We start from the raw sequence: 22,710 nt of genomic DNA on the forward strand, positions 1-22,710 counted from the left end.
CACTCGAAGTGGGATGTGGTTTCCGTCCCGCTCTCGACAAGCATCTAACGCTACAATAACTACCACGTGGCTGGGTTTGGCCGGCCAAATGTGCGATGCTGCGGGAGGGGACATGGTCGAGTTTACAAAGACGATTAAAGATCCGTTGGGACTACATGCCCGCCCGGTTGCGCTTCTCTATGACATTATCGCCAAACATCGTAGTGACGTGTCGGTCAGCATCGGCGATCGCCACACGGATGGCCGCGATATCATGGGACTCATGGCCCTCTATGGTGAGTGCGGTGAGAGCGTTGTCTTTCGTGTTTCGGGCGTGGATGAGGCCTCGTGCGTCACGTCGATCAGAAACCTCTCGCTCTAAGCGTAACAATGTGAAAAAGGAGAGTCCCCTCTGTTGCATACATTGGTATGACAAGGCACCGCAAAGAGACCGTCTTTGCGGTGCCTTTGTTTAATGTGGGAAACTTTTTTGAAAACTGAATAGAGATTCTTTCCAAAAAGTTAACCGCGTGTTAGTTTACTAGTTCGAACATAGACGCGGTTAACTTTTATCGCGTCGATGTTGAGGACGAACCGATGTTAGGAGCTCACTCATGTCTTGCGGACCGCAGATGCCGGCCATGCCGCTTTCGATGGTAAAAGCGGGCGAAACCGTGCACGTGTCTCGTGTAAAGGGCAATGAGGACATAAAGCACCGTCTCAGGGACCTCGGCTTTGTCGAGGGCAGCGAGATCCACGTGGTGAGCTCGAGTGGCGCCAATATCATCGTCACGGTGCTGGGCGCACGCTTTGGCATCGATTCCAAGGTTGCCATGCACATCATGACCGTCGGTTAATCTGCAGCATTTCATAAAATCCGAAAGGGGGATAAGAGGATGAAGACGTTGGGTGACGTTAAGGTGGGCGAGAGCTCTACCATCGTCAAGCTTCACGGTGAGGGTGCGCTTCGCCGCCACCTTATGGACCTGGGGCTCATCAAGGGCACTTCGTTCAAGGTCGTGAAGGTTGCACCGCTCGGTGATCCGGTCGAGCTCAACGTACGCGGCTACGAGCTTTCCATCCGCAAGGAGGAGGCGGCCGTTGTCGAGGTCCAGTAAGGGCCCACGGCGTATATTTCTGCAGATAAAGTTAGAGATTTCTAACTTAATGCAGCAACTTTGAAGCACATTATCCAGCCTGCGCGGAGAAAGCAGCGCGGGCTCACAAGGAAGAAGGATTGAATGGCGGATTCTCAGATCCATGTCGCGCTGGCGGGTAACCCCAACTGCGGCAAGACCACGCTTTTCAACCTGATCACCGGCGCCAACGGCTACGTTGGCAACTGGCCCGGCGTCACGGTTGAGAAAAAGGAGGCCAAGCTCCTAAGCGACAAGAACGTTACCATCACGGACCTCCCCGGCATCTACTCGCTTTCCCCCTACAGCCCCGAGGAGCAATGCTCACGCGATTACCTCATGGGCGGCGAGCCCGATGTCGTCGTTCAGGTGGTCGACGCCACCAACCTCGAGCGCAACCTGTACCTGGCGCTTCAGGTTATCGAGACCGGCCTACCCGTGGTCGTCGCCCTTAACATGGCCGACTTGGTCGAGAAGAACGGCGACAAGATCGACACGGACAAGCTCTCCAAGAAGCTCGGCTGTCCGGTCATGATGATTTCGGCCCTTAAGAACAAGGGTATTAAGGAGCTGTTCGAGCAGGTTAAGAAGTCCGCTGCTTCCAAGGGCCAGGTGCCGGAGCACAAGTTCGATTCCTCCATCGAGGACGTTCTGGACCACATCGAAAACAACCTGCCGGCGAGCGTTCCCGCCAACAAGCGTCGCTACTACGCGGTCAAGCTGTTCGAGCGTGATGCGGACGCCTGCAAGCTCATCAACCTCACCAAGGAGAAGGCCGCTCGCGTGGAAGAGCTGGTCGCCCAGTGCGAGCAGGACTGCGATGACGACGCCGAGTCCATCATCACCGGTGAGCGCTATGGCGTCATCGCGCACATCATCGACGAGTGCCTCACCAAGGCTCCGGCCAAGATGAGCACCTCCGAGAAGATCGACCGTGTGGTTACCAACCGTATCCTGGGCCTGCCGATCTTTGTGGTCATCATGTTCTGCGTGTACTACATCGCCGTTTCCACCTTAGGCGGCACGGTGACCGACTTCACCAACGACCAGCTCTTTGGTACCGACGGTTGGTATGTGCTCGGTCAGGGCCGCGACGCCTACGATGCAGCCGTCGAGGCTGCGGGCGACGATGCCGACTCGGTCGACCCGGCACAGTACGGCCCCTATGTCCCCGGCATCACCACCGTGGTGCACGACGCCCTTGTGGCGGGCGGCACCGAGGACGGTGGCTTGGTCGATTCGCTGGTCTGCGACGGCATCGTCGGCGGTTTGGGCGCTATCTTCGGCTTCGTCCCGCAGATGTTCCTGCTGTTTGTCATGCTGTCCTTCCTGGAGGACTGCGGCTATATGGCCCGCGTCGCCTTCATCATGGACCGCGTGTTCCGCCGCTTTGGCCTGTCCGGTAAGTCCTTTATCCCCATGCTCGTGTCCTCGGGCTGTGGCGTCCCCGGCGTCATGGCCACCAAGACCATCGAGAACGAGAAGGACCGCCGCATGACGGTCATGACCACCACGTTTATTCCCTGTGGCGCCAAGCTGCCGATCATCGCCCTGCTCATGGGTTCCATCATCGGCGATTCTTCCACCACCGCCGCGTGGATCAGCCCGCTCTTCTACTTCCTGGGCGTCTTCGCCGTCATCGCCTCGGGCCTTATGCTCAAGAAGACCAAGCTCTTCGCCGGTCGCCCGACGCCGTTCGTTATGGAGCTTCCTGCCTACCACTTCCCGGCGATCCGCTCTTGGGCACGGCACGTGTGGGAGCGCTGCTGGGCCTTTATCAAGAAGGCCGGCACAGTCATCTTCGCATCCACCGTCGTGGTTTGGTTTCTCTCCAACTTTGGAAGCTACAACGGTTCCTTTGGCTTCCTGCCTGCAATGGACGGCATCCCCGAGGAGTTCATGGACTACTCCGTGCTTGCCATGCTCGGTAACCTGGTCGCTTGGATCTTCGCTCCGCTCGGCTTTAGCACCTGGCAGGCAACTGCGCTGACCGTCTCGGGCCTTGTGGCTAAGGAGAACGTCGTCGCCACCGCCGGCTCGCTGCTGTCCGTGGCTGACGCCGCCGAGACCGACCCGAGCCTGTGGACTGCGTTTGCCGGTATGTTCCCCACCATGGGCGCTTGCGTTGCCTTTGGCGCGTTCAACCTGCTGTGCGCTCCGTGTTTTGCCGCCATGGGTACTATCCGCAACCAGATGGACTCCGGCAAGTGGACCGCGATTGCCATCGGTTACGAGTGCGCCTTCGCTTGGGTGATCGGCCTGTTCATCAACCAGTTCTACAACCTGTTTGTGTTGGGACAGTTTGGTATCTGGACGATTGTGGCCATCGTTCTGCTGGTTGCGATGCTCTTCCAGATCTTTCGCCCTATCCCTGCGCATGCATGGACCGACGAGGACGAGACCAACACTGCTTCCGCCGCAGTTTCCGCTTAAGTCCGAATAAGGATTAGCCCCTTTCCACGAGCCCGGGTGTCCCAGCGACACTCGGGCTTTTTGGCGGTGGGGGAGATGTGGCGTTTCCGCAGATAAAACCGACCAAAATAAACCTGTCCCTTTTTGGCAGGTGGAAATGGGGTAAAGTAAGTGATGGTTAACTAGAGGAGGCTTGCTATGGCACCTATCGATATTGTTGTTCTGGCTGTTATCGGTATTGCGTTTGTCGCGGTATGCGTGCGCATCTACCGCAAGGGCACCTGTGCCGACTGTGCTCAGGGTGGCGTTTGCACAGGACATTGCTCCAACAAAAAGACGTGCGCCGCACTTAAGGGCGTGGACAAAATCGCCGAAGACTTGGGCCGCGGTATTCATTAGTAGAACGGCGCTTGGGCATGTATGACTGCAGATACGGCAGTTGCTGATACGATAGGTGTGTTAGCAACTGCCGCCGAGCGGCTTAAACGAAAGGAAGCCTGTATGGAGTCCTGTGCCTACCCGATGCTCTTTAGCCCGATCAAGGTCGGTACGACCGAGGTCAAGAACCGCGTCTTTATGCCGCCGGTGTCCACCAACCTGGCCGATCACGGCTATGTGACCGACGACTTGGTCGATCATTACCGTGCCCGTGCCAAGGGCGGCGTGGGCCTCATCATTACCGAGGTCGTGACGGTTGAGCCCACCTATACCTATCTGCCGGGTGACATGTGCTGCTACGACGACACGTTTATCCCCGGCTGGGAAAAGCTCGCCGCGGCCGTCCACGAGTATGGCTGCAAGATCATGCCGCAGCTCTTCCACCCCGCCTACATGGCCTTTAACGTTCCGGGCACGCCGCGCCTGATCGCTCCGTCCTTTGTGGGCCCGTCCTATGCCCGCGAGGCACCGCGTCCTATCACGGTCGATGAGATTCACGAGCTCACGCATCAGTTTGGCGACGCTGCCGTACGTATGCAGAAGGCCGGTGTCGATGGCGTCGAGGTCCATGCGGCACACGCCCACGGCATGCTCGGCGGCTTTTTGACTCCGCTTTACAACAAGCGTACCGACGAGTACGGCGGCTCGCTCGACGCTCGCATGCGCTTCTTGCTCGAGGTCATCGCCGAGATTCGCGAGCGCTGCGGCAAGGACTTTATCATCGACGTCCGCATCTCGGGCGATGAGTACACCGATGGCGGCCTGACCCTCAACGACATGATCTACGTCTCGCGTCGCCTGGAAAAGGCCGGCGTCGACATGATTCACGTGTCGGGCGGCACCACCATCAAGCGTGGCTCCGCGATTCCCGCCGCCGGTACCCAGCAGGCCTCGCACTCCGCCTGCTCGCGCGAGATTAAAAAGCACGTCAACATTCCCGTCGCCACCGTCGGACGCATTAACGAGGCCTGGATCGCCGAGGAGCTGATCGAGGACGGCGCGGCCGACATCTGTATGATGGGCCGCGCCAATCTGTGCGATGCCGAGTTCTGTAACAAGGCAGCCGCTGGCAACGCCGACGAGATCCGTCCCTGCATCGGTTGCCTGCGTTGCCTGAACGGCATTATGTTTGGCAAGCGCATCTCCTGCACCGTCAACCCGGACGTGGAGCGCGACGAGGCTGGCTACGAGCCCGCCGCCGAGGCCAAGAACGTACTGGTTGTGGGCGCCGGCCCCGCGGGCATGGAGGCAGCCTACATTGCCGCCAAACGCGGTCATAACGTGGTGCTGGTGGATAAGCAGGACGAGCCGGGCGGCGAGATGCGCATCGCAGCCGTTCCGCCGGCAAAGCAGGAACTCACCCGCGTGATCAAGTATCAGTACCGTCGCCTGGCCGAGGCCGGCGTAAAGTGCGTCTTTGGCACCGAGCTTACTGCCGAGGACATTCAGCGTGACTACGCCGGCTACGAGGTCATCCTGGCCTATGGCGCCGAGCCTATCGCTCCGGCCTTCATGCAGGGCTTTAAGCAGGTTATGACGGCTGACGACCTGTTGGGCGGCAAGGCTTTCCCGGGCAAGAAGATCGTCATCGTGGGTGGCGGCACCGTTGGCTGCGAGACGGCCGATTACCTGGCCCCGTTGGTCAACGACCTGTCGCCGGCCAACCGCGACGTCACCGTCATCGAGATGACCAAGACGCTCGCCGCCAACGAGGGTGGTGCCGGTCGCGCGGTGCTCATCACGCGCATGCTCTCAAAGGGCGTTCACGTGCTGACCGAGGCCAAGGTGACCGAGATTACCGAGGACACTATCAGCTACGAGAAGGACGGCGAGGTCCACACCATCGCCGGTGCCGATACGCTGGTGCTTGCTATGGGCTATCGTCCCAATACCAAGCTGGCCGACGACCTGGCGGCAGCCGGCGTTACCACTCACGTGCTGGGCGATGCCAACAAGTGCGGCAACATTCGCGACGCCATCGGCGATGGCTACAAGGTCGCCTGCGAGCTCTAGTCAACCCCTTGTTGCATGGGGACAGGTTGCTTTGCACCAACTTGGTGCATGTGAACCTGACCCCATTGCACCATTTGATAAAACGCAAGCGGCGGCCGTCCCGTGTGAACTGCACCCCAAAACTTGGACGGCTTAAATAAGAACTACGCCGCAAGGGGCTGGTTCCGGAACTCCTCCGGGGTCAGCCCCTTCAGTTTAACCTGCCTTCGCCTCGTGTTCCAATGGGCGACGTACGCGTCCAGGTCCGCCTTGAAGGACTCGAAGTCGGGCCACGTCCTTCCGCGGAAGAACTCGTCCTTGATGTGGCCGAACACCTGCTCCGTCGCGCCGTTGTCGATGCAGTTGCCCTTCCGGGACATGCTCTGCACCACGCCGGCCTCCTCCAACCGTCTGCACCAACCGGCCTGCTGGTACTGCCAGCCCATGTCCGAGTGCAGGATCGGCCTGGAGCCCTTGGGCTTCTTGGACACGAGCTGGTCGAGCAGCTCGTGCTGCTGAGCCATGTTGGGGTGCAGCGACGTGGACCAGGCGACGATCTCCTTGCTGCCGAAGTCGTAGACCGGCGCGAAGTAGGCCTTGCCCCAGGGCTGTTTGAACTCGGTGACGTCGGTGCCCATCTTTTCCCACGGCCCGTCGGCGGCGAAGTCGCGCCCGATGACGTTCTCGAAGGTCTTTCCGACCTTGCCCCTGTACGAGTTGTACCTGTGGTAGTCGGTCTCGCGGCGGATCCCGCAGCTGATGCCCATCTCGCGCATCATCTTCAGCACGGTCTTGTAGGCTATGCGCACGCCCTGCTCGGCGCGCAGGCACATGGCGATCTGCCTGTGGCCGCACCCGTTGGCCGTGCGCGAGAATATCTCGGCGGCGGCCTCCCAGAGCTCGGGCCTGGTGGGAGCCTTCGGGTGCGACAGCGCGTAGTAGTAGCTCGACCTCGCCAGGCCGGCGCACTCCAGCAGGCACCCCAGCCCGTACCCCTCTTCGCGCAGGGCGCTCACGGCCTCGACCTTCGCCCTGGTCAGAGTCCGTCCCTCTCGACCAGGGCACGCAATTTTTTTAGGTAGGCCACCTCGGTCTCGAGCCTTCGGCAGCGCTCCTCGAGCTCCTGCTCGCGCGTGCGCGGCCTCGCCTTGGAACCGCTCGGCCGGCCCTTGGGCCTGGGCCTGAGCGCCTCGGCGCCGCCCTCGCGGTAGAGCGCGCACCATCTCTTGAGCGGCGCCAGGGACATGACCCCGAACGCCTCCATGGCGTCCCGCTTGCTCATGCCGCCGTCGACGACGGCGGAGGCGGCGGCGACCTTCTGCTCGTATGTGTACCTGGTCTGCTTGCCGTCCATGGATAGCAGCACCTCGCTTCCGAACGACCGGTATACGTAGAGCCATTGTCTCACGGTGTCGCGCGGGACCGACAGCGCCTTCGCCGCCGACTCGGAGCCGTGGCCTCGCTCGAAGAGCCCGATCGCCGCCTTCCTGGCCTCGATGTCGTGTTTCACTCTCAAGTCGACACGCATAAAAAGCCTCCCATTTCTCGTGTCCAAGAAATGGGAGGCAGTTCAGTGTTTGGGCGGCCGCCGCTTGCGTTTTATCAAAGAAAGATCATTGCCGAGCCTTAAATGCCTTTTGTCTGTGTGCCTTCCACAATCATGTTGCGGTTGTAGGCCAGGTGCAGATACATCGCATCGTGATCGATTGAGCCATACGAAAGCGAAATTATGCGTCTTAATTCCGTACGCAAATCAAGATGAAAACCGTTTGCGTCTCGGATAAATCAGTACGCAAACGGTTTTCGTCTTATATCTTGAAGGCCTACAGGCGAAACGATTCGGCAACGGTGGAGGTCGACCGGTTTGAGTATGGCAGGCTGACGCTCGAAGGCAGCAACGTAACGTTCGACGCGCTCACGTCGGCTCGCCAGGACTTGAGTTTTCACACGCTCGAGCATAAGTGTGTTGAACATCTCGGCATTTCTGAGCTAACGCCGGATATTATGCGCACGCTTCGCTTGCTCGGCAAAGATGGCTATACCAACGCTGCGGCGATTTTGGCGGATAAGAATGATTTTCCGGGCATCGACTGCGTCCGTTTTGGTGATACCGAGGATGTAATACTTGGATCGCGAGGCGGCGACAAATATATCCGCAATTGAGCAGGTGGACAGGGCGGTGGCTATGTTTGCACGCTACTACCGTTATGAGCGTATCGAAGGGATGGAGCGCGTCCAAACCGATCGAATTCCTCTCGAGGCGTTTCGCGAAGCTGTCGCAAACGCTTTGGTGCATCGGACGTGGGACGTTCGAGCTATTGCAACCCGCATAGCGCGCCTTGATCATCAACCGTCCGTATTTCGCAGCAACTTATAACAGGCTCGGGGTGCCAATTTGGGGTGCAGTAGTGCTGCGCCACGAAAAGGGCCTATCTACTACGTTTAAGCCGCAGGGGTCAACCATAGTCGGCTTTTTCGAAAATCGACAAGCTGCCTACCTGCGGTTTTGTTTCCACGGTTTTTGGTATGGCCGAGGCTATCCGTGTTAACGTAGTAGATGGGCCACTTTTGTGGCAAAGGGCCGATCTGCGGGCTAGGGCAGCTAAAAGAGCCCCGTCCCAAAAAGACTGATTGGGAGCTGGGGCGTGTCGATGCGATAGTATTGCATGGTGGTATTCGACTAACCGAGGCTTCATCCGAGGGCTTTATGGAACAGCACCAGCATAATCAAAGCTTGCAAGATCAGGCATACAATGCACTGCGCTCCAAGATCATCTATGCCGAGCTCAAGCCCGGCACGCGCCTTTCGGCGATTGGTCTGGAAAAGGAGACGGGAATCGGGCGTACGCCCATTCGCGAGTCCTTTGTGCGCCTGCGTGAGCAGGAGCTGGTGGAAACGCGTCCCAAAAGCGGCACCTACGTCTCTAAGATCAGCATGGAGCGCGCCGAGAACGCCTGTTTCTTGCGCGAGAAACTCGAGCGAAGCGTACTCATTAAATGCTGCTCGGTTGCCACGCCCGAGCAAAAGCATCGGCTCGATCAGATTCTTGCCGAGTCCGAGTCGCTCGACCATGGCGAAACGCGTCGTTTCTTTGACCTGGACAACCTGTTCCATGAGACGTGTTTTGAGATTGCCGGCCGTCACATGTTGTGGGATTGGATGAAGAGCGTCAATACGCATTTTGAGCGATACAACTGGTTGCGTATGGTGTCGCAGGATCTAGATTGGGAGCCGATTCGTCGGCAGCATCGCCGGATTCTCGAGGCCATTAAGAGGGGCGATACCGACGCGGCGAGCTATCTGGCAGAGACACACCTGCACCTGATGCCCGAAGAGCAAGGTCCGGTTATCGCCTTACATCCCGATTATTTTGAGCTGTCCAAAGACTCGGCTATCTAGCCCATTATCGCATCTGCTCGAGACGCAAAAACGATGCTGTTCACCTACAGCGTTTTGCAACCGAGAATTTTAAAAAATGCCTAAAATGGCTCAGACTGCCGACAATGGGGAAACGGGGTGCGCTATGGCGCAGATGAGAATCAAGGACATTGCCGTCGAGGCGGGTGTGAGCCCGGCCACGGTCTCGCGCTATCTCAATAACCGTCCCGGGCAAATGACCGAGGAAACCCGTGCTCGCATCGCGGCGGTTATCGAGCGTACCGGCTATCGCCCACGTGCCGCCGCGCGCAATCTGCGCAGCTCGCGTACCAACCTCATCGGCGTGATCTTGGCCGACATCGCCAACCCGTTCTCCAGCGCCATGCTCGAGGGCCTTTCCGCCAGCGCCGCCGCGCGCGGCTGCTCGCTCATGACAGCCATTAGCGGCAACGATCCCGCCAAGGAGGCCGAGTCGCTCACCAGGCTTATCGACGCTGGCGTGGACGGCCTGGTCGTCAATACCTGCGGTGGTAACGACGAGGCGATTGTCGCGGCAGCGGGACGCCTGCCCGTTGTGCTGCTCGACCGCGACGTTGCCGACGGCGGTGTCGATCTGGTGACATCTAACAACCGTGAGCTGGTCGCCGGCCTGGTAGACGCCTTGGCTGCTGCGGGCAGCGAGTGCCTGTGCCTGCTCACCGAGGCAAGCGACGACAGCCCCGTCCGTCGCGAGCGCGCCGAGGCCTTTACCGACGAGCTTTCGCGCCGCGGCCTTGCCGGCGAGGTCGTCACCTTGGCCGATGGCGGCGCCACGGGCGTCGGCCGCCTAGACGAGACCATCCGCGGCTATGCAGGAAAAGAGCTCGGCCTCATTGCCGTCAACGGCCTGGTTTTCCTGCGCCTGACCGAGGCGCTGGCGCAGCTTGGTCCCTCGCTGCCGGCGGGGCTCAAGATCGCGACGTTTGACGACTATCCCTGGAACCATGTGCTCTTTGGCGGAGTCACCACGGCCGCGCAGGACACCCTCACCATCGCCGAGCGCGTGGTCGATCGCCTTTCCGAGCGTATCGACGTTGTTACTACCACCGTGGGCGATGCCGCAAAGCTGGCGCCCGAACGCATCGAGGTTCCCGGCCACATCGAACACCGCGCTTCGACCTCGCGCTAGCCGCTCGTTCGTAACTGCCTGTTCGCGCACGTTTTTTGGGCGCTTGATACGCTTTAACCCTGCGGAAACATTTTTCTGCGATAGTATCTGCGATATAGACCAGTCGAAACCCGCCCGAAAGAAAGGGGAGCGACATGAACCAGCAGAACATCGATTACGTACTCCGTTCCGTAGAGCAGCGTGACATCCGCTTTGTGCGTCTGTGGTTTGTCGACATTCTCGGCCGCCTCAAGAACTTTGCCATTAGCCCCGAAGACCTCGAGGTCGCTTTTGAGGAGGGCATTGGCTTTGACGGCTCCGCCATCGAGGGCTTTGCCACGCCCGAGGAAGCCGACATGCTCGCGTTCCCCGATGCTTCGACCTTCCAGATCCTGCCGTGGCGCCCGAGCCATAACGGCGTCGCCCGCGTGTTCTGCGATGTGTGCACTCCCGATCGCAAGCCGTTTGCCGGCGACCCGCGCGACGCCCTGCGCCGCATGTTCTATAAGGCCGAGAAGGCCGGCTACCTGCTCAACGTGGGTGCCGAGCTGGAGTATTACTACTTCCCCGACGAGCACACCCCCGAGCCGCTCGACAACGTGGGCTACTTCGACCTTTCGGTGAGCGATGCCGCTCGCGACCTGCGCCGCAATACGGTGCTCACGCTCGAGAAGATGTCCGTGCCCGTGGAGTACACCTTCCACGCCGCCGGCCGCTCGCAGCACGGCATGAGCTTGCGTCACGCCGAGGCCCTGAGCATGTCCGACGCCATCACCACGGCCAAACTCATCATTAAGCAGCAGGCCTACGAGAGCGGTTGCCACGCCTCCTTTATGCCCAAGCCGCTGGCGGGCGAGGACGGCAGCGCCATGTTTTTGCATCAGTCGCTGTTCGACCACGACGGCAACAACGTCTTTTGGGGCGAGGACGACGAGAAGTACCACCTCTCCGATATCGCCAAGCACTATATGGCCGGCATTCTGGCACACGCGCGCGAGATCAGCGCCATCACCAACCCCACGGTCAACTCGTACAAGCGCATCACCACGGGCGGCGACTCCGTGCCACAGTACGCTACGTGGGGCCTGCGCAACCGCGCGAGCATGGTCCGCATCCCGGTCTATAAGCCCGGCAAGCAGCTGTCCACGCGCATCGAGCTTCGCAGCCCCGATCCCATGGCCAATCCGTACCTGGTCAACGCCGTCACGCTGGCGGCTGGTCTGGACGGCATCGAGCGCAAGCTGGAACTCCCGCCCGAGGCAACGGCCGAGACGCTCAAGCTTACCGACCGTCAGATGGTCGAGGCCGGCTATACGCCGCTGCCGCGCTCGCTCAAAGAGGCGCTCGACGTGTTTGAGGACTCGCAGTTTATGAAGGATGCCCTCGGCGAGCACATCCACAGCTTCTTCCTCAAAAAGAAGCGCGACGAGTGGCATAAGTTTGAGTCCACGATTACCGAGTGGGAGATCAAGCATTATCTGGCGAACTCCTAATCGCGCTGGTTCGTTCCAGTACGATTGAGCTCATTTCCTTGGAGGTCGATATGTCCGAAAAGAGTGCCCTGTTCATGGCGCGCACGACGCGCTTCCACGAGTTTGCCCGCAGCTTGACGACCACCCTGGGTGTCGAGGTGAGCCTGGCAACCCCCGATTCGCCGACTGCGGCGCATGACTTTGACCTGCTGATCCTCGATTCCGATGGCATCCGCAGCGACCGCATCGATCAGATTGCCAAATGGCTCGACGACCGCGGCGGCGTTCCCATGTTGGTAATCGTCGACGACGAGGCGCTCGGCACCCTGCGCCTGCCCAATCACGCGCATGCCGACTTTGTATGCCCCACGGCGACGCCCAACGAGCTTAAGGCTCGTGCGCAGCGCCTGATGGGCGAGGAGGAGACCATCACCGCCGACGATGTGCTCAACATCGATAACCTCGAGATTAACCTGGCTACCTACCAGGTGACACTCGACGACGAGCCCATCGACCTGACGCTGATGGAGTACTCGCTGCTGAGCTTTTTGGCGACGCACCCCAACCGCGCTTACAGCCGCGAGGTGCTGCTGCACCGCGTGTGGGGTTTTGAGTACTGCGGCGGCACGCGCACCGTCGACGTGCACATTCGACGCATCCGCTCCAAGGTGGGCCCGCAGATCGCGGCGCACATTACCACCGTCCGCGGCGTGGGCTATCTGTTTAAGGACTAGCTTTTCACCGCAAAGGGGGCAGGCGCCTTCGTGGTGGTTTTGCCGCATGCGTGGATCCCTTTCGAGTTTGCAGCAGAACTTAAGCATTCCTTAAAGATTGCGTTCTCATACACGTTCGCCCGCATATTGGGGTACAACTCAACGTGAACAATGATGGCCCGCCACATGTTTGGCGGGCCTTTGGTTATTAGACGAAAGGATCGCAGTCATGAGCGAGAACGATTCCCAGCGTCCCCAGGATGTGGGCAACGCTGGCGAGACCCAGCAGCAGCCGCGCGTGCAGGTGGAGTCGACGCCTGCCGACGGCAACATTCCCTACGTGCAGGCCTACGACACACGGACCGGCCAGCCGCTGGGTGGTCAGCAGGTTGTAAACAAGCACACGGTGGTCAAGACCAAGACCAAAAAGCTGCCGATCTTTATTACGGCGCTCGCCGGCTGCGCCTGCGGCGCCCTGCTGGTCATCGCGCTCATTATGAGTGGCACGCTCAACATTGGCGGCGGAAAGAATGTCGTGACGGCGGGTGCTTCGGGTTCATCGACGCAAAAGATTACGATCGACTCCGAGGACACCACGCTTGCCGAGGCCGTTTCTGCCAAGGCCCTGCCCTCCGTCGTTTCCATCACCGCCGCTTCGAGCGGTAGCCAGAATGGATCGCTTTCGCAGTCTGCCGACGAGTCGGATGGTTCGGGCAGCGTCGGTTCGGGCGTGGTGCTCGATACCGAGGGCCACATCCTCACCAACAACCATGTGGTCGATGGCTATGACCAGTACGTGGTTACCATGGACGACGGTACCACCTACGAGGCCGAGTTCGTGGGCAACGACGCCTCGAGCGACCTGGCCGTCATCAAGCTCAAGGATGCTGACGCCTCCAAGCTCACGCCGATCGAGATTGGTGATTCCTCCAAGCTCAACGTGGGCGAGTGGGTCATGGCGATCGGCTCGCCGTTCGGCAACGAGCAGTCTGTCTCCACGGGCATTGTCTCGGCGCTCTATCGCTCCACGGCCATGAGCTCTACCAGCGGCAACACCATCTATGCCAACATGATTCAGACCGATGCTGCCATCAACCCGGGCAACTCCGGCGGCGCGCTCGTTAACGACAATGGCGAACTCGTGGGTATTAACTCTCTTATCGAGAGCTACTCGGGCTCCAGCTCGGGCGTGGGCTTTGCCATTCCGGTCAACTATGCCAAGAACATCGCCGACCAGATCATCGACGGCAAGACGCCGGTTCACCCGTACCTGGGCGCCACGCTTTCGAGCGTCAACGCGCTCAACGCCCGCACTAACAATCTCGGCACCGATAGCGGCGCGTATGTGGCAAGTGTCGTCGAGGACGGTCCTGCCGCCAAGGCTGGCATCCAAGAGGGCGATGTCATCACCAAGCTGGGTGACGATGAGATTACGAGCGCCGATGGCCTGATTATCGCGCTGCGCAGCCACGAGGTGGGCGAGAAGGTCGAGATCACGCTCGTGCGCGGCAAGGAAGAGAAAAAGGTCACGGTCGAGCTGGGTTCTGATGAGGAGCTGCAGAACCAGCAGCAGAACGACAGCGCGACCGACACCGGCAACGGCGGCATTACCGACGAGCAACTGCGCCAGTACCTGGAAGAACTGCTGGGCCAACAGGGTCAGGGGCAAGGCTACGGTCAGGGTTTCTAACGAGCTGTATCGCACATATCGAAGCCAGAGGGGCTGTTCCGCCAGCGCGGGACAGCCCCTCTTCTCTTATTGATCCGTTGGGGACGGAGGAAAACGGATCATTTAGAAATGGCAAGGGCATGGTTCGGAAGGGCTTGGACAGTTAGTTCAGATTTGTATAAAACGGGTGCGGTCTGAGGCGTGTTTTGAGCGGTTTTGAAATGAAAGACGGGCCGAGATGGGTGTCTCGAAGACGGAAGCAAACCTAATTTGCCGTTCAGAACGATTGATTGGGGCGAAAAGCCGATATTTCAGCTCGATTCGGCGCGCGTAATTATACAAATCTGAACTAACTGTCCAACCCTGGTCCGGTCGCTGCCAATTCGGTGCGGTTTGAGACTGCTATTCGGCCCCATTGCGACCGGTGGTACTCTTGTATCCGTTTGAAATCGAGCGAAGGAGTGCCGCTATGGAGCAATCGAGCCTGTTTGGTGACGGCGTGGACATCGATACCGAAACGCCAGCGAGCACGGATACCGCTGCGCCGGCCGATACCCGTGCCCAGGCGGCAGCGCGCGCGGCTGAGTTGCGCCACGAGCTCGACTACCATGCTTACCGCTACTACATGCTCGATGCGCCCGAGATAACGGACGCTGCCTTTGACAAAATGCTCGTTGAGCTGCAGGAAATCGAGGCTACCTACCCTGACCTGGTGACGCCCGACAGCTATACCCAGCGCGTGGGCGGCTACGTGAGCGAGCAGTTTACGCCGGTCACGCACATGGCACGCATGTATTCCATGGACGATGCCATGGATCTGGACGAGCTCGACGCATGGCTCCAGCGCACCGAGGATGCGCTTGGTGCCGGTAGCGTTACCTATACCTGCGAGCTCAAGATTGACGGCCTGGGCGTCGCGCTTACCTACCAAAACGGCACCTTCGTGCGCGCGGCCACACGCGGCGATGGCACCACGGGCGAGGACGTGTCGCTTAATGTGCGCACTATCAAGGATGTGCCCATGCACCTATCCGAGCCGGCGCTCGCCCACATGGGCGCCGACCGCGAGCGCACCATCGAAGTGCGCGGCGAGGTGTACATGCCCAAGGGCAGCTTTGTCCGCCTGAATGAAGAGGCCGATGCCGAGGGTCGCGGCCCCTTCGCCAACCCGCGCAACGCCGCTGCCGGATCCTTGCGTCAGAAGGATCCCAAGGTCACGGCGCGCCGCGATCTGGCCACCTTTATCTATGCCATCGCCGATACCGATCCGCTGCACGTCCACAGCCAGCGCGAGTTTCTGGACTGGTTGCGTAGCGCCGGCTTTAGCGTCAACCCTAACGTGGCTCGTTGTGCCACGCCGGCCGAGGTCCACGAGTTTTGTGCCCAGGCGCTCGAGCACCGCGGCGACCTGGATTACGACATCGACGGCGTGGTCGTAAAGGTTGACAGCTTCCAGCAGCAGCTCGACCTGGGCTTTACCGCTCGCGCACCACGCTGGGCCATTGCCTTTAAGTTTCCGCCCGAGGAAAAGCAGACCATCCTGCGCGAAATTCGCATCCAGGTGGGCCGCACCGGTGTGCTCACGCCGGTCGCCGAGTTCGACCCGGTGACGGTTGCCGGCTCCACCATCGCGCGCGCCACGCTGCACAATATCGACGAGATCCGTCGCAAAAACGTGCGCGAGGGCGATACCATCATCGTGCACAAGGCGGGTGACGTGATCCCCGAGGTCGTGGGCCCGGTGCTTGACAAGCGCCCGGCCGATTCGGTTGACTGGCACATGCCCGAGGTCTGCCCCGTGTGCGGTAGCCCCGTGGTCCACGAGGATGGCGAGGTGGCTTACCGCTGCGTGTCCATCGACTGCCCCGCACAGCTCAAGGAGCGCCTGCTCCACTGGGTGAGCCGCGGTTGCATGGACGTCGATGGCCTAGGCGACGAGATCGTCGACAAGATGATCGCCGCCGGTCTGATTCACGACGTCGCAGATTTCTACCAGCTCACGGTCGACGACATCGCAGGACTGGACACGGGGCGCACCTATGCCAGCTCCAACAGCAGAAAGGGCGTTAAGAAGGGCGACCCCATTCCGGTAGGCCTCAAGACGGCCGAGAAAATCATCGCCGAGCTCAACAAGTCCAAGAGTCAGCCGCTCGGTCGCGTGCTGTTTGCCCTGGGCATCCGTCACGTGGGCAAGAGCGTGGGCGAGGTCATCGCCGAGCGATTCCTGTCGATTGACAAGCTTATCTTGGCGAGCGAAGAGGATATTGCCGAGTGCGAGGGCATTGGCCCCAAGATTGCGGCGAGCGTCAAGCAGTTCCTGGCCGTGCCCGAGAACCTTGCCGTCCTGGAACGTCTGCGCCAGGCGGGCCTGTCGCTCGAGGTCGATTTGGGCGCCGCGCACGCGCAAGCCGCAGCCGACGCTGGCGTGGCGGGCAAGCTCGCCGACGCACAGCCGCTCGCGGGTCTGACCTTCGTGCTCACCGGCACGCTCGTCAACCGCACGCGCGACGAGGCGGGCGCGGCGCTCAAGGTGCTCGGCGCCAAGGTTTCGGGCAGCGTATCAAAGAAGACGAGCTATCTGGTCGCCGGCCCCAAAGCGGGCTCCAAGCTCACCAAGGCCGAGCAGCTGGGTGTGCCCGTGCTGGACGAGGACGCACTCGAGCAGATCCTGGCTACCGGTGAGGTGCCCCAGGCTTAAGGCATCAATAGCCAAATTGAAGAACCGCCCGAAAGCGCGATGCCTTCCGGGCGGTTCTTACTTTGTTGGGGAAACCGGCATCGTGATCTGCGTCACGTAGGTCGCGGGGTCGTCGCTGATGATGTCGTCAATGAGAGCGATTTCGCATTGCCCCGCTACGCTGCTAACTTGTCAAAAGCCCCGCGCCGGTTGAGCACGGTAAACGCGACAACACAGATGACTGCCGACAGAATCGACCCGCACGGCGAGGCGATGCCCATGGGAAACAGCGTGTCGGAATAGGCGTTCGACAGCAGCCACGCGCCCGGCACGCGAATGAGTGCCACGGCCAGCACGTTGTGCGCAAAGCCGATGTAGCTCTTGCCATATGCAGCGAAAAAGCCGCTAAAGCAAATGTGGATGCCGGCAAAGATTGCATCGAAAATGTAGCTGCGCATATAGCCGGTGCCGGCAGCGACTACTGCAGCGTCCTTGGCAAAAAAGCCAATAAACGCCGGCGCCACCAGCCACATCAGCACCGTGATCAGGCAGCCGTACACCACCGAGATGGTCATGGCGTCTTTGAGCACCTGACGCGCACGGTCGCCCTTGCCCGCGCCGGCGTTTTGCGCCGTGAGTGCGCTGACGGTGGCGCCCATGGAACTCGGTACAATGAACAAAAAGCTGATCATCTTTTCGACCAGGCCCACGGCGGCGGCGTCGACCAGGCCGCGATGGTTGGCGATGACGGTGATAAACATAAACGCCACCTGGATGCAGCCGTCCTGCACGGCCACGGGCACGCCGATCTTAAGGATGCTGCCGAGCACCTCGGGCTGGGGACGCAGGTCGCTACGCTTAACGTGGATGTTCGTGCGGCGGCTCTTAAGCCACACGAGCGCGAGGGCAACGCTTGCCGTTTGGGCGGTTACCGTGCCGAGCGCCGCACCCACGGGGCCGAGCCCCATGTAGCCGATAAACAGAAAATCGAGCGCGATGTTGATGATGCACGCCACGCCAATCACGTACATGGGCGAGCGCGAATCGCCCAGGCCGCGAAAGATGGCCGAGAGAATGTTGTATGCGGCGATAAACGGGATGCCGACAAAGCAGATGCGCAGGTAGGCGGCGGTTCCTTCGACTGCCTCGGCTGGCGTGCCAATAAGTGCCACGATCTGCGGGCACAGTGCGAGCAGGATGGCTGCCAGCACTACCGAGACACCCATAAACAGCGTGATGGTGTTGCCGATGGCGGTCTCGGCGCGATCGAAGCGGCGCGAGCCCACGGCGTGGCCGACGATAACCGTCGTTCCCATGGCCAGACCCACGAGCGTCACGGTAATGATATAGAGCGTCTGCGCGCCATTGCCCACGGCGGTGATGCCGGCGGCACCGCTAAACTGCCCCATCATGTACAGGTCGGCCATGCCGTAGAGCATCTGCAAAAAGTACGAGAGCATATAGGGCAGGGCAAAGACCGCGATGGTCTTAAGGACATTGCCGCGTGTGAGGTCGTGTTCCATAGGTGGGGCTTTCTGGCTGGGTCTGTTTCCGTACCAGTGTAGTGAAAACCCTATAACGATTGTAGAGTCAAGGTTTGTGTGTTGAGAATGGGCTTGGAAAGTCCGTTTTGCTCAAAGCGACCTGTCCTGTCGTACGGGTATCGGCATGATTCTCTCGTGGGGTATTATGTTTTTCGAAGAATAAAACGCCGCGTGAGGGGAGGGCTGCGTGGACGGGCACGTGCAGCATGACGGTTTTGGCCGCGATATCAACTACCTGCGCATTGCCGTTACCGACAAGTGCAATTTCCGCTGCATTTACTGCATGCCGGCCGATGGCGTGGCGCCCCGTGCACACGACGAGTTACTCAGCGCCGAGGAAATCGCCCGCTTTGTGCGCTTGATGGCGGGGGAGGGCATTCGCCGCGTGCGCCTGACGGGCGGCGAGCCGCTGGTCAGCCGCCGTATTATTCCGCTTATTCGCGACATCCGCGCGATCCCTCAGATCGAGGACATCTCGCTCACCACCAACGGCGCCCTGCTGCCCAAGCTGGCGCCGCAGCTCAAAGATGCCGGGCTTAACCGCGTCAACATCTCGCTCGACACGCTCGACCCTACGCTCTTTGGAAAGATCACGCGCCTGGGTCGGCTCGAGCAGACCATGGCCGGCATCGACGCGGCGCTGGCTTGGGGCTTTGAGCCCGTTAAGGTCAACTGCGTTGTTGTGCGCCGGCTCAACCAGGATGTGGCGGCCCTCGCGCGGCTCACGCTCGACCGTCCCATCCACCTGCGCTTTATCGAATATATGCCCATCGGCGACGAGCACACGAGCTCGCATTGCGCTGTGGACCCGCATGCGCCCGCGCTCAATCCCGAGCTGTGGGACGCGAGCGATACCGTGCCGAGTGACGAGCTGCGGGCGCGCATCAATGCCGGGGCCACCGCGACGGGACTGGGCGAGCTCGAGCCACTCGACATCAACGATGCTCCTGCCGGCGCGGGCCCTGCGCGCTATTGGCGCTTTCCGGGCGCGGCGGGAACGGTTGGCTTTATTAGCGCCATGTCCAACCATTTTTGTGCGAATTGCAACCGTCTGCGCCTGACGGCCGATGGCAACGTGCGTCCGTGTCTGTTTAGCGATGCCGAGTATTCGGTGCGCGACGCCCTGCGCCGTGGTGATGATATGCAGGTACTTTTGATTTGGCGCGATGCCGTGGCCCACAAACCGCAGGAACACGCGATAATTGAGGGCACGCAACGATTTATGTCCCAAATCGGAGGATGATCATATGGCCAAGAGCAGGTACGCCGACGCCACCAAGGCCGCTCGCAGGGCCGCGATGTCTGCCCGCAAAGTCACGGCCGCGGCGAATGCTGGCAACGCCGACGCGTCCGCGCAGCCGACTTCCAGCGCGGCCACCGAACCCGCCCGTGACGCCCGCCGCGACGAGCTGACGCACGTGGACGCCAAGGGCGAGGTACGCATGGTCGACGTGTCCGACAAGGCCGAGACCCATCGCATCGCCATCGCCGAGGGCACCATCCTCATGCATCCCGAGACACAGGCCATGGTGCTGCAGGACCGCGCCAAAAAGGGCGACGTGCTTGCCTGCGCGCGCGTGGCGGGCATCATGGCCATCAAACGCACGAGCGACATCATTCCCATGTGCCATCCGTTGCTCATTACCAAGAGCAAGTGCGACATTGCGCCCATCGCTTCGGCGGGGACGCCGGCCGAGGACATGCCCGAGGGCTGGGCACCGGCGCGCGCGGACGGGCAGGTTGGCTTTCACGTACTGGTTACGGCCGGCGTGACGGGCAAGACGGGTATCGAGATGGAGGCCCTGACCGGCGCGAGCGCCGCGTGTCTAACGATCTATGACATGTGCAAGGCGGTTGATCGCGGTATGGAGATCGTCGACGTGCGCCTGTTGCACAAGGAGGGCGGCCGCTCGGGCGTATGGGACCGCGCAGAGCGTCAGGCCGCTGCTGTTGAGGCCGTGGCCACTGACGGTGCCGCACCCGCGAGCGCACCCGTCGCCGTCGCGCCCGCAGCTCCGACACCGGCTGTCCCCGCGATCGCGTTTATCGGCTACCAAAACTCGGGCAAGACCACGCTCGTCGAGAAGGTCATTGCCGAGCTCACCCGCCGCGGCCTGCGCGTGGGATCGCTCAAGCATCACGGGCATCACGGCTTTGATATCGACGTGCCCGCTAAGGACACCTGGCGCCATCACCAAGCCGGATCCAAGCACGTGGGCCTCATCTGCGCCACGCGCTGGGCGGAGTACGCCGACACGCGCGAGGAGGACGAGATGCCCGCGCGCGAGCTGCTGTCGCGTTACAACGATGTCGACGTGGTGATCATCGAGGGCTACAAGACCGAGGGCTTCGACAACATCGTGGTCGCGCGCTCCGGTGTCGACCGTCTGCGCGGCAAGAGCTCGCTCGACCTGGTCGACGGCCGCACGCTGGCCCTTGCCTGCAACGAAGCCCTGGCACGCCAGGCCTTCGACGCAGGCTTTGCGACCCGAGCCATCAACATCAACGACGCCCGCGCCATCTGCGACCTTATCCAAGACCATCTTTAAGGCTTGGCGCTGAACCTGCCAAAAAGGGACAGGTTCATTTTGGCAGGTTTTATCTGGGCAAACGTCATTTCCACCACAGAGGGTCCAGGCATCTTTGTGGTGGTTTTTGCTTTGGTAGATTTTTGTGACATGCCTTACAATCTACCAAGTAGTTCATGACGGGCGAAAAACGGAGAGAAGGGTCCTGATGCGTCCTTAATGTTTCATGCGGATAGATTGATTTGACAGACGGTGGCGAATGTCCACCGCCCGTATTCGTATGAAACGAGGAGTCTCCGTGCTCGTATCTCTTCTCTCAAAACCTCACCCTTCGTTGTCCGCGCAGGCTAAGCACCTGGTGGCAATGCGCTTCCTCATATATACCGGCTTTCAGACCAGCTACTTTATCGGTGTTATCGGAACACTCACCTATGCGGACGGCGCTTCGGTCGTTGCGACATCGCTGGCCGTCCTGTTTATGAACGTCTTCGTGATCCTGGGATCCTTTGCGGGTGGAGCGGCGCTTGACGCTTGGGGTCCGTGCCGGCATTTCCGGGCGAGTATCTTCGGCACGTTGGCAACCGGCGCGGCGATTATCGCCTTTGGCAGCGCGACCGGAACAGTCCTTGCCGGCGCGGTGCTCCTGGGCTTTGTGATAGGATTCGCCCAGCCCGTCGCCACGTCCTATCCGGCGTATCTCACCGACGACCCCGTCGAGCTCAAAGACATCAACTCCGCCATCACCATGTCCTCCAACGTGAGCATTATCGTCGGCCCCACGCTGGGCGGCTTTGTCGCGGCGGCTGCATCGTCACACGCGGTGTTTTTGCTCATGATGATCTTTACCGTACTGGCGCTCGTCGCCGGTTGGGGCTTTAGGCCGCAAGCAGGTTGCGTCGCCGCGCGCGAAAGTGCTCCCGCGGATAGCAGCACAACGGCAAGTACTGCCAATCAAAGCTCCGACTCCAATAAATCCACCCGTGTCACCTTCGTGACCAGCATCAAGACAGTCTTTACCAACAGCGTCCTCGCCCTGCTGTTCTGCATTATTTTCCTTTCGAACTTTGGCTATGGCGCCTTCGATCCACTGGAGTCATTCTTCTACCGTGATGTTCTGCATGTCGGTGTCGAGTGGATGGGCTGGCTCTCGTCCGCCTGCGGCGTGGGCGCGGTGCTGGGCGCCGTGGTCGCGCTCCGCTTGCCGCCGCACCTGGTCAACCTTAAGACGCTGCTTGCGGCGCTTCTGTCCGTGGGCCTGGGAAGTTTGCTCTATGTGGGGACGCCGTACGTGGGCGTAGCCCTCGTCGGCCAGATTGCCCTGGGCGTGGCCTGGGGCGTCGTCAACCCGCTCCACAACACGATCGTGCAAACGACGGCCCCGCTCGAGCAGCTCGGTCGCGTCAACTCGGTCATGGGCTTTGGCAATATGTTCGCCGGCGTGGCGCCGCTGGCGATTGCCCCGTGGCTGGCGGCGACGTTTGGCGTGCAGCAGACGCTCATCGGGGCGGGTATGGTCGTGACGGCGGTTCCCGCGGCACTGCTGCTGTTTGGACGCCGGCGTTTGGATCGTGCCGCAAAGCAGTAAAAACCATCACAACATTCGATGAAAATCGCGATTTTGCCG

19 protein-coding genes are annotated in these 22,710 nt (G+C 60.6%); 16 read left to right on the forward strand and 3 right to left on the reverse strand.

Annotated features, from left to right (window positions below; genetic code table 11):
• The first annotated feature begins 112 nt into the window (after window positions 1-112).
• The 6 genes from ACQRC0_RS06090 to ACQRC0_RS06115 all read left to right on the forward strand — a co-directional run bounded on the left by ACQRC0_RS06090 (window position 113) and on the right by ACQRC0_RS06115 (window position 5,978).
• Window positions 113-361, forward strand: coding sequence for an HPr family phosphocarrier protein (locus tag ACQRC0_RS06090; protein ID WP_427719814.1), 249 nt, complete (start codon window positions 113-115; stop codon window positions 359-361).
• A 232-nt stretch (window positions 362-593) separates the two neighbouring features.
• Window positions 594-836, forward strand: a complete 243-nt coding sequence (locus ACQRC0_RS06095; protein ID WP_427728623.1) for a FeoA family protein — start codon at window positions 594-596, stop codon at window positions 834-836.
• A 39-nt stretch (window positions 837-875) separates the two neighbouring features.
• Entirely contained in the window at window positions 876-1,097 is a 222-nt protein-coding gene (locus ACQRC0_RS06100; protein ID WP_427728624.1) for a FeoA family protein, read from the forward strand.
• Between the two features lie 123 nt (window positions 1,098-1,220).
• Window positions 1,221-3,548 (forward strand): ferrous iron transporter B, encoded by a 2,328-nt coding sequence (feoB, locus tag ACQRC0_RS06105; protein WP_427728627.1) that lies wholly within the window; start codon window positions 1,221-1,223, stop codon window positions 3,546-3,548.
• 177 nt (window positions 3,549-3,725) lie between these two features.
• A complete protein-coding gene (locus tag ACQRC0_RS06110) occupies window positions 3,726-3,926 on the forward strand; it encodes a hypothetical protein (RefSeq protein WP_117634210.1) in 201 nt (66 codons plus the stop codon).
• Between the two features lie 102 nt (window positions 3,927-4,028).
• Window positions 4,029-5,978, forward strand: coding sequence for an NAD(P)/FAD-dependent oxidoreductase (locus tag ACQRC0_RS06115; RefSeq protein ID WP_427728630.1), 1,950 nt, complete (start codon window positions 4,029-4,031; stop codon window positions 5,976-5,978).
• 143 nt (window positions 5,979-6,121) lie between these two features.
• Here the strand turns inward: ACQRC0_RS06115 and ACQRC0_RS06120 are convergent, their stop codons facing one another.
• Entirely contained in the window at window positions 6,122-6,973 is an 852-nt protein-coding gene (locus ACQRC0_RS06120; protein WP_427728632.1) for an IS3 family transposase, read from the reverse strand.
• A gap of 20 nt (window positions 6,974-6,993) precedes the next feature.
• On the reverse strand, window positions 6,994-7,485 hold the full coding sequence (locus tag ACQRC0_RS06125; protein ID WP_304211245.1) for a helix-turn-helix domain-containing protein: 492 nt from the start codon (window positions 7,483-7,485) through the stop codon (window positions 6,994-6,996).
• A 230-nt stretch (window positions 7,486-7,715) separates the two neighbouring features.
• On the opposite strand from ACQRC0_RS06125, the gene ACQRC0_RS06130 reads away from it, so the two are divergent.
• The 7 genes from ACQRC0_RS06130 to ligA all read left to right on the forward strand — a co-directional run bounded on the left by ACQRC0_RS06130 (window position 7,716) and on the right by ligA (window position 17,035).
• On the forward strand, window positions 7,716-8,120 hold the full coding sequence (locus ACQRC0_RS06130; protein WP_427728635.1) for a hypothetical protein: 405 nt from the start codon (window positions 7,716-7,718) through the stop codon (window positions 8,118-8,120).
• A gap of 544 nt (window positions 8,121-8,664) precedes the next feature.
• On the forward strand, window positions 8,665-9,357 hold the full coding sequence (locus ACQRC0_RS06135) for a GntR family transcriptional regulator (RefSeq protein WP_427719797.1): 693 nt from the start codon (window positions 8,665-8,667) through the stop codon (window positions 9,355-9,357).
• Window positions 9,358-9,481: 124 nt separating this feature from the next.
• On the forward strand, window positions 9,482-10,504 hold the full coding sequence (locus ACQRC0_RS06140) for a LacI family DNA-binding transcriptional regulator (protein WP_427728637.1): 1,023 nt from the start codon (window positions 9,482-9,484) through the stop codon (window positions 10,502-10,504).
• 134 nt (window positions 10,505-10,638) lie between these two features.
• Window positions 10,639-11,976 carry a glutamine synthetase family protein gene (locus ACQRC0_RS06145; RefSeq protein WP_427728639.1) on the forward strand — a complete coding sequence of 446 codons (1,338 nt, stop codon included), beginning with the start codon at window positions 10,639-10,641 and terminating at the stop codon, window positions 11,974-11,976.
• Window positions 11,977-12,026: 50 nt separating this feature from the next.
• Window positions 12,027-12,689, forward strand: coding sequence for a response regulator transcription factor (locus ACQRC0_RS06150; RefSeq protein ID WP_427728642.1), 663 nt, complete (start codon window positions 12,027-12,029; stop codon window positions 12,687-12,689).
• Window positions 12,690-12,897: 208 nt separating this feature from the next.
• Window positions 12,898-14,358: a S1C family serine protease gene (locus ACQRC0_RS06155; protein WP_427728645.1), complete on the forward strand. Its 1,461-nt coding sequence runs from the start codon at window positions 12,898-12,900 to the stop codon at window positions 14,356-14,358.
• Window positions 14,359-14,806: 448 nt separating this feature from the next.
• Entirely contained in the window at window positions 14,807-17,035 is a 2,229-nt protein-coding gene (gene ligA / locus ACQRC0_RS06160) for an NAD-dependent DNA ligase LigA (protein WP_427728648.1), read from the forward strand.
• A 155-nt stretch (window positions 17,036-17,190) separates the two neighbouring features.
• Here the strand turns inward: ligA and ACQRC0_RS06165 are convergent, their stop codons facing one another.
• Window positions 17,191-18,537 carry an MATE family efflux transporter gene (locus ACQRC0_RS06165; protein ID WP_427728651.1) on the reverse strand — a complete coding sequence of 449 codons (1,347 nt, stop codon included), beginning with the start codon at window positions 18,535-18,537 and terminating at the stop codon, window positions 17,191-17,193.
• Between the two features lie 208 nt (window positions 18,538-18,745).
• Between ACQRC0_RS06165 and moaA the strand changes: the two genes are divergently transcribed.
• The 3 genes from moaA (at window position 18,746) to ACQRC0_RS06180 (ending at window position 22,671) form a co-directional block, all read left to right on the forward strand.
• Window positions 18,746-19,801, forward strand: coding sequence for a GTP 3',8-cyclase MoaA (gene moaA, locus ACQRC0_RS06170; RefSeq protein ID WP_427728653.1), 1,056 nt, complete (start codon window positions 18,746-18,748; stop codon window positions 19,799-19,801).
• A gap of 4 nt (window positions 19,802-19,805) precedes the next feature.
• Window positions 19,806-21,107, forward strand: a complete 1,302-nt coding sequence (gene mobB / locus ACQRC0_RS06175) for a molybdopterin-guanine dinucleotide biosynthesis protein B (RefSeq protein ID WP_427728656.1) — start codon at window positions 19,806-19,808, stop codon at window positions 21,105-21,107.
• 277 nt (window positions 21,108-21,384) lie between these two features.
• The gene (locus tag ACQRC0_RS06180; protein WP_427728659.1) at window positions 21,385-22,671 is read left to right on the forward strand and encodes an MFS transporter; all 1,287 of its coding nucleotides are present in this window, start codon (window positions 21,385-21,387) and stop codon (window positions 22,669-22,671) included.
• The last annotated feature ends 39 nt before the right edge of the window (window positions 22,672-22,710 follow it).

This window comes from Collinsella sp. SGI.033 (assembly GCF_050315135.1).
Lineage (GTDB): Bacteria > Actinomycetota > Coriobacteriia > Coriobacteriales > Coriobacteriaceae > Collinsella.

What these genes read in the sequence shown, in the direction of transcription:
- ACQRC0_RS06140 (WP_427728637.1), top strand. Translation starts at nt 9,482, where the DNA reads ATGGCGCAGATGAGAATCAAGGACATTGCCGTCGAGGCGGGTGTGAGC.
- ACQRC0_RS06130 (WP_427728635.1), top strand. Translation starts at nt 7,716, where the DNA reads ATGAAAACCGTTTGCGTCTCGGATAAATCAGTACGCAAACGGTTTTCG.
- feoB (WP_427728627.1), top strand. Translation starts at nt 1,221, where the DNA reads ATGGCGGATTCTCAGATCCATGTCGCGCTGGCGGGTAACCCCAACTGC.
- ACQRC0_RS06115 (WP_427728630.1), top strand. Translation starts at nt 4,029, where the DNA reads ATGGAGTCCTGTGCCTACCCGATGCTCTTTAGCCCGATCAAGGTCGGT.
- ACQRC0_RS06150 (WP_427728642.1), top strand. Translation starts at nt 12,027, where the DNA reads ATGTCCGAAAAGAGTGCCCTGTTCATGGCGCGCACGACGCGCTTCCAC.
- ACQRC0_RS06135 (WP_427719797.1), top strand. Translation starts at nt 8,665, where the DNA reads ATGGAACAGCACCAGCATAATCAAAGCTTGCAAGATCAGGCATACAAT.
- ACQRC0_RS06110 (WP_117634210.1), top strand. Translation starts at nt 3,726, where the DNA reads ATGGCACCTATCGATATTGTTGTTCTGGCTGTTATCGGTATTGCGTTT.
- ACQRC0_RS06100 (WP_427728624.1), top strand. Translation starts at nt 876, where the DNA reads ATGAAGACGTTGGGTGACGTTAAGGTGGGCGAGAGCTCTACCATCGTC.
- ACQRC0_RS06125 (WP_304211245.1), bottom strand. Translation starts at nt 7,485, where the DNA reads ATGCGTGTCGACTTGAGAGTGAAACACGACATCGAGGCCAGGAAGGCG.
- ACQRC0_RS06145 (WP_427728639.1), top strand. Translation starts at nt 10,639, where the DNA reads ATGAACCAGCAGAACATCGATTACGTACTCCGTTCCGTAGAGCAGCGT.
- mobB (WP_427728656.1), top strand. Translation starts at nt 19,806, where the DNA reads ATGGCCAAGAGCAGGTACGCCGACGCCACCAAGGCCGCTCGCAGGGCC.
- ACQRC0_RS06095 (WP_427728623.1), top strand. Translation starts at nt 594, where the DNA reads ATGTCTTGCGGACCGCAGATGCCGGCCATGCCGCTTTCGATGGTAAAA.
- ACQRC0_RS06090 (WP_427719814.1), top strand. Translation starts at nt 113, where the DNA reads ATGGTCGAGTTTACAAAGACGATTAAAGATCCGTTGGGACTACATGCC.
- ligA (WP_427728648.1), top strand. Translation starts at nt 14,807, where the DNA reads ATGGAGCAATCGAGCCTGTTTGGTGACGGCGTGGACATCGATACCGAA.
- ACQRC0_RS06155 (WP_427728645.1), top strand. Translation starts at nt 12,898, where the DNA reads ATGAGCGAGAACGATTCCCAGCGTCCCCAGGATGTGGGCAACGCTGGC.
- ACQRC0_RS06165 (WP_427728651.1), bottom strand. Translation starts at nt 18,537, where the DNA reads ATGGAACACGACCTCACACGCGGCAATGTCCTTAAGACCATCGCGGTC.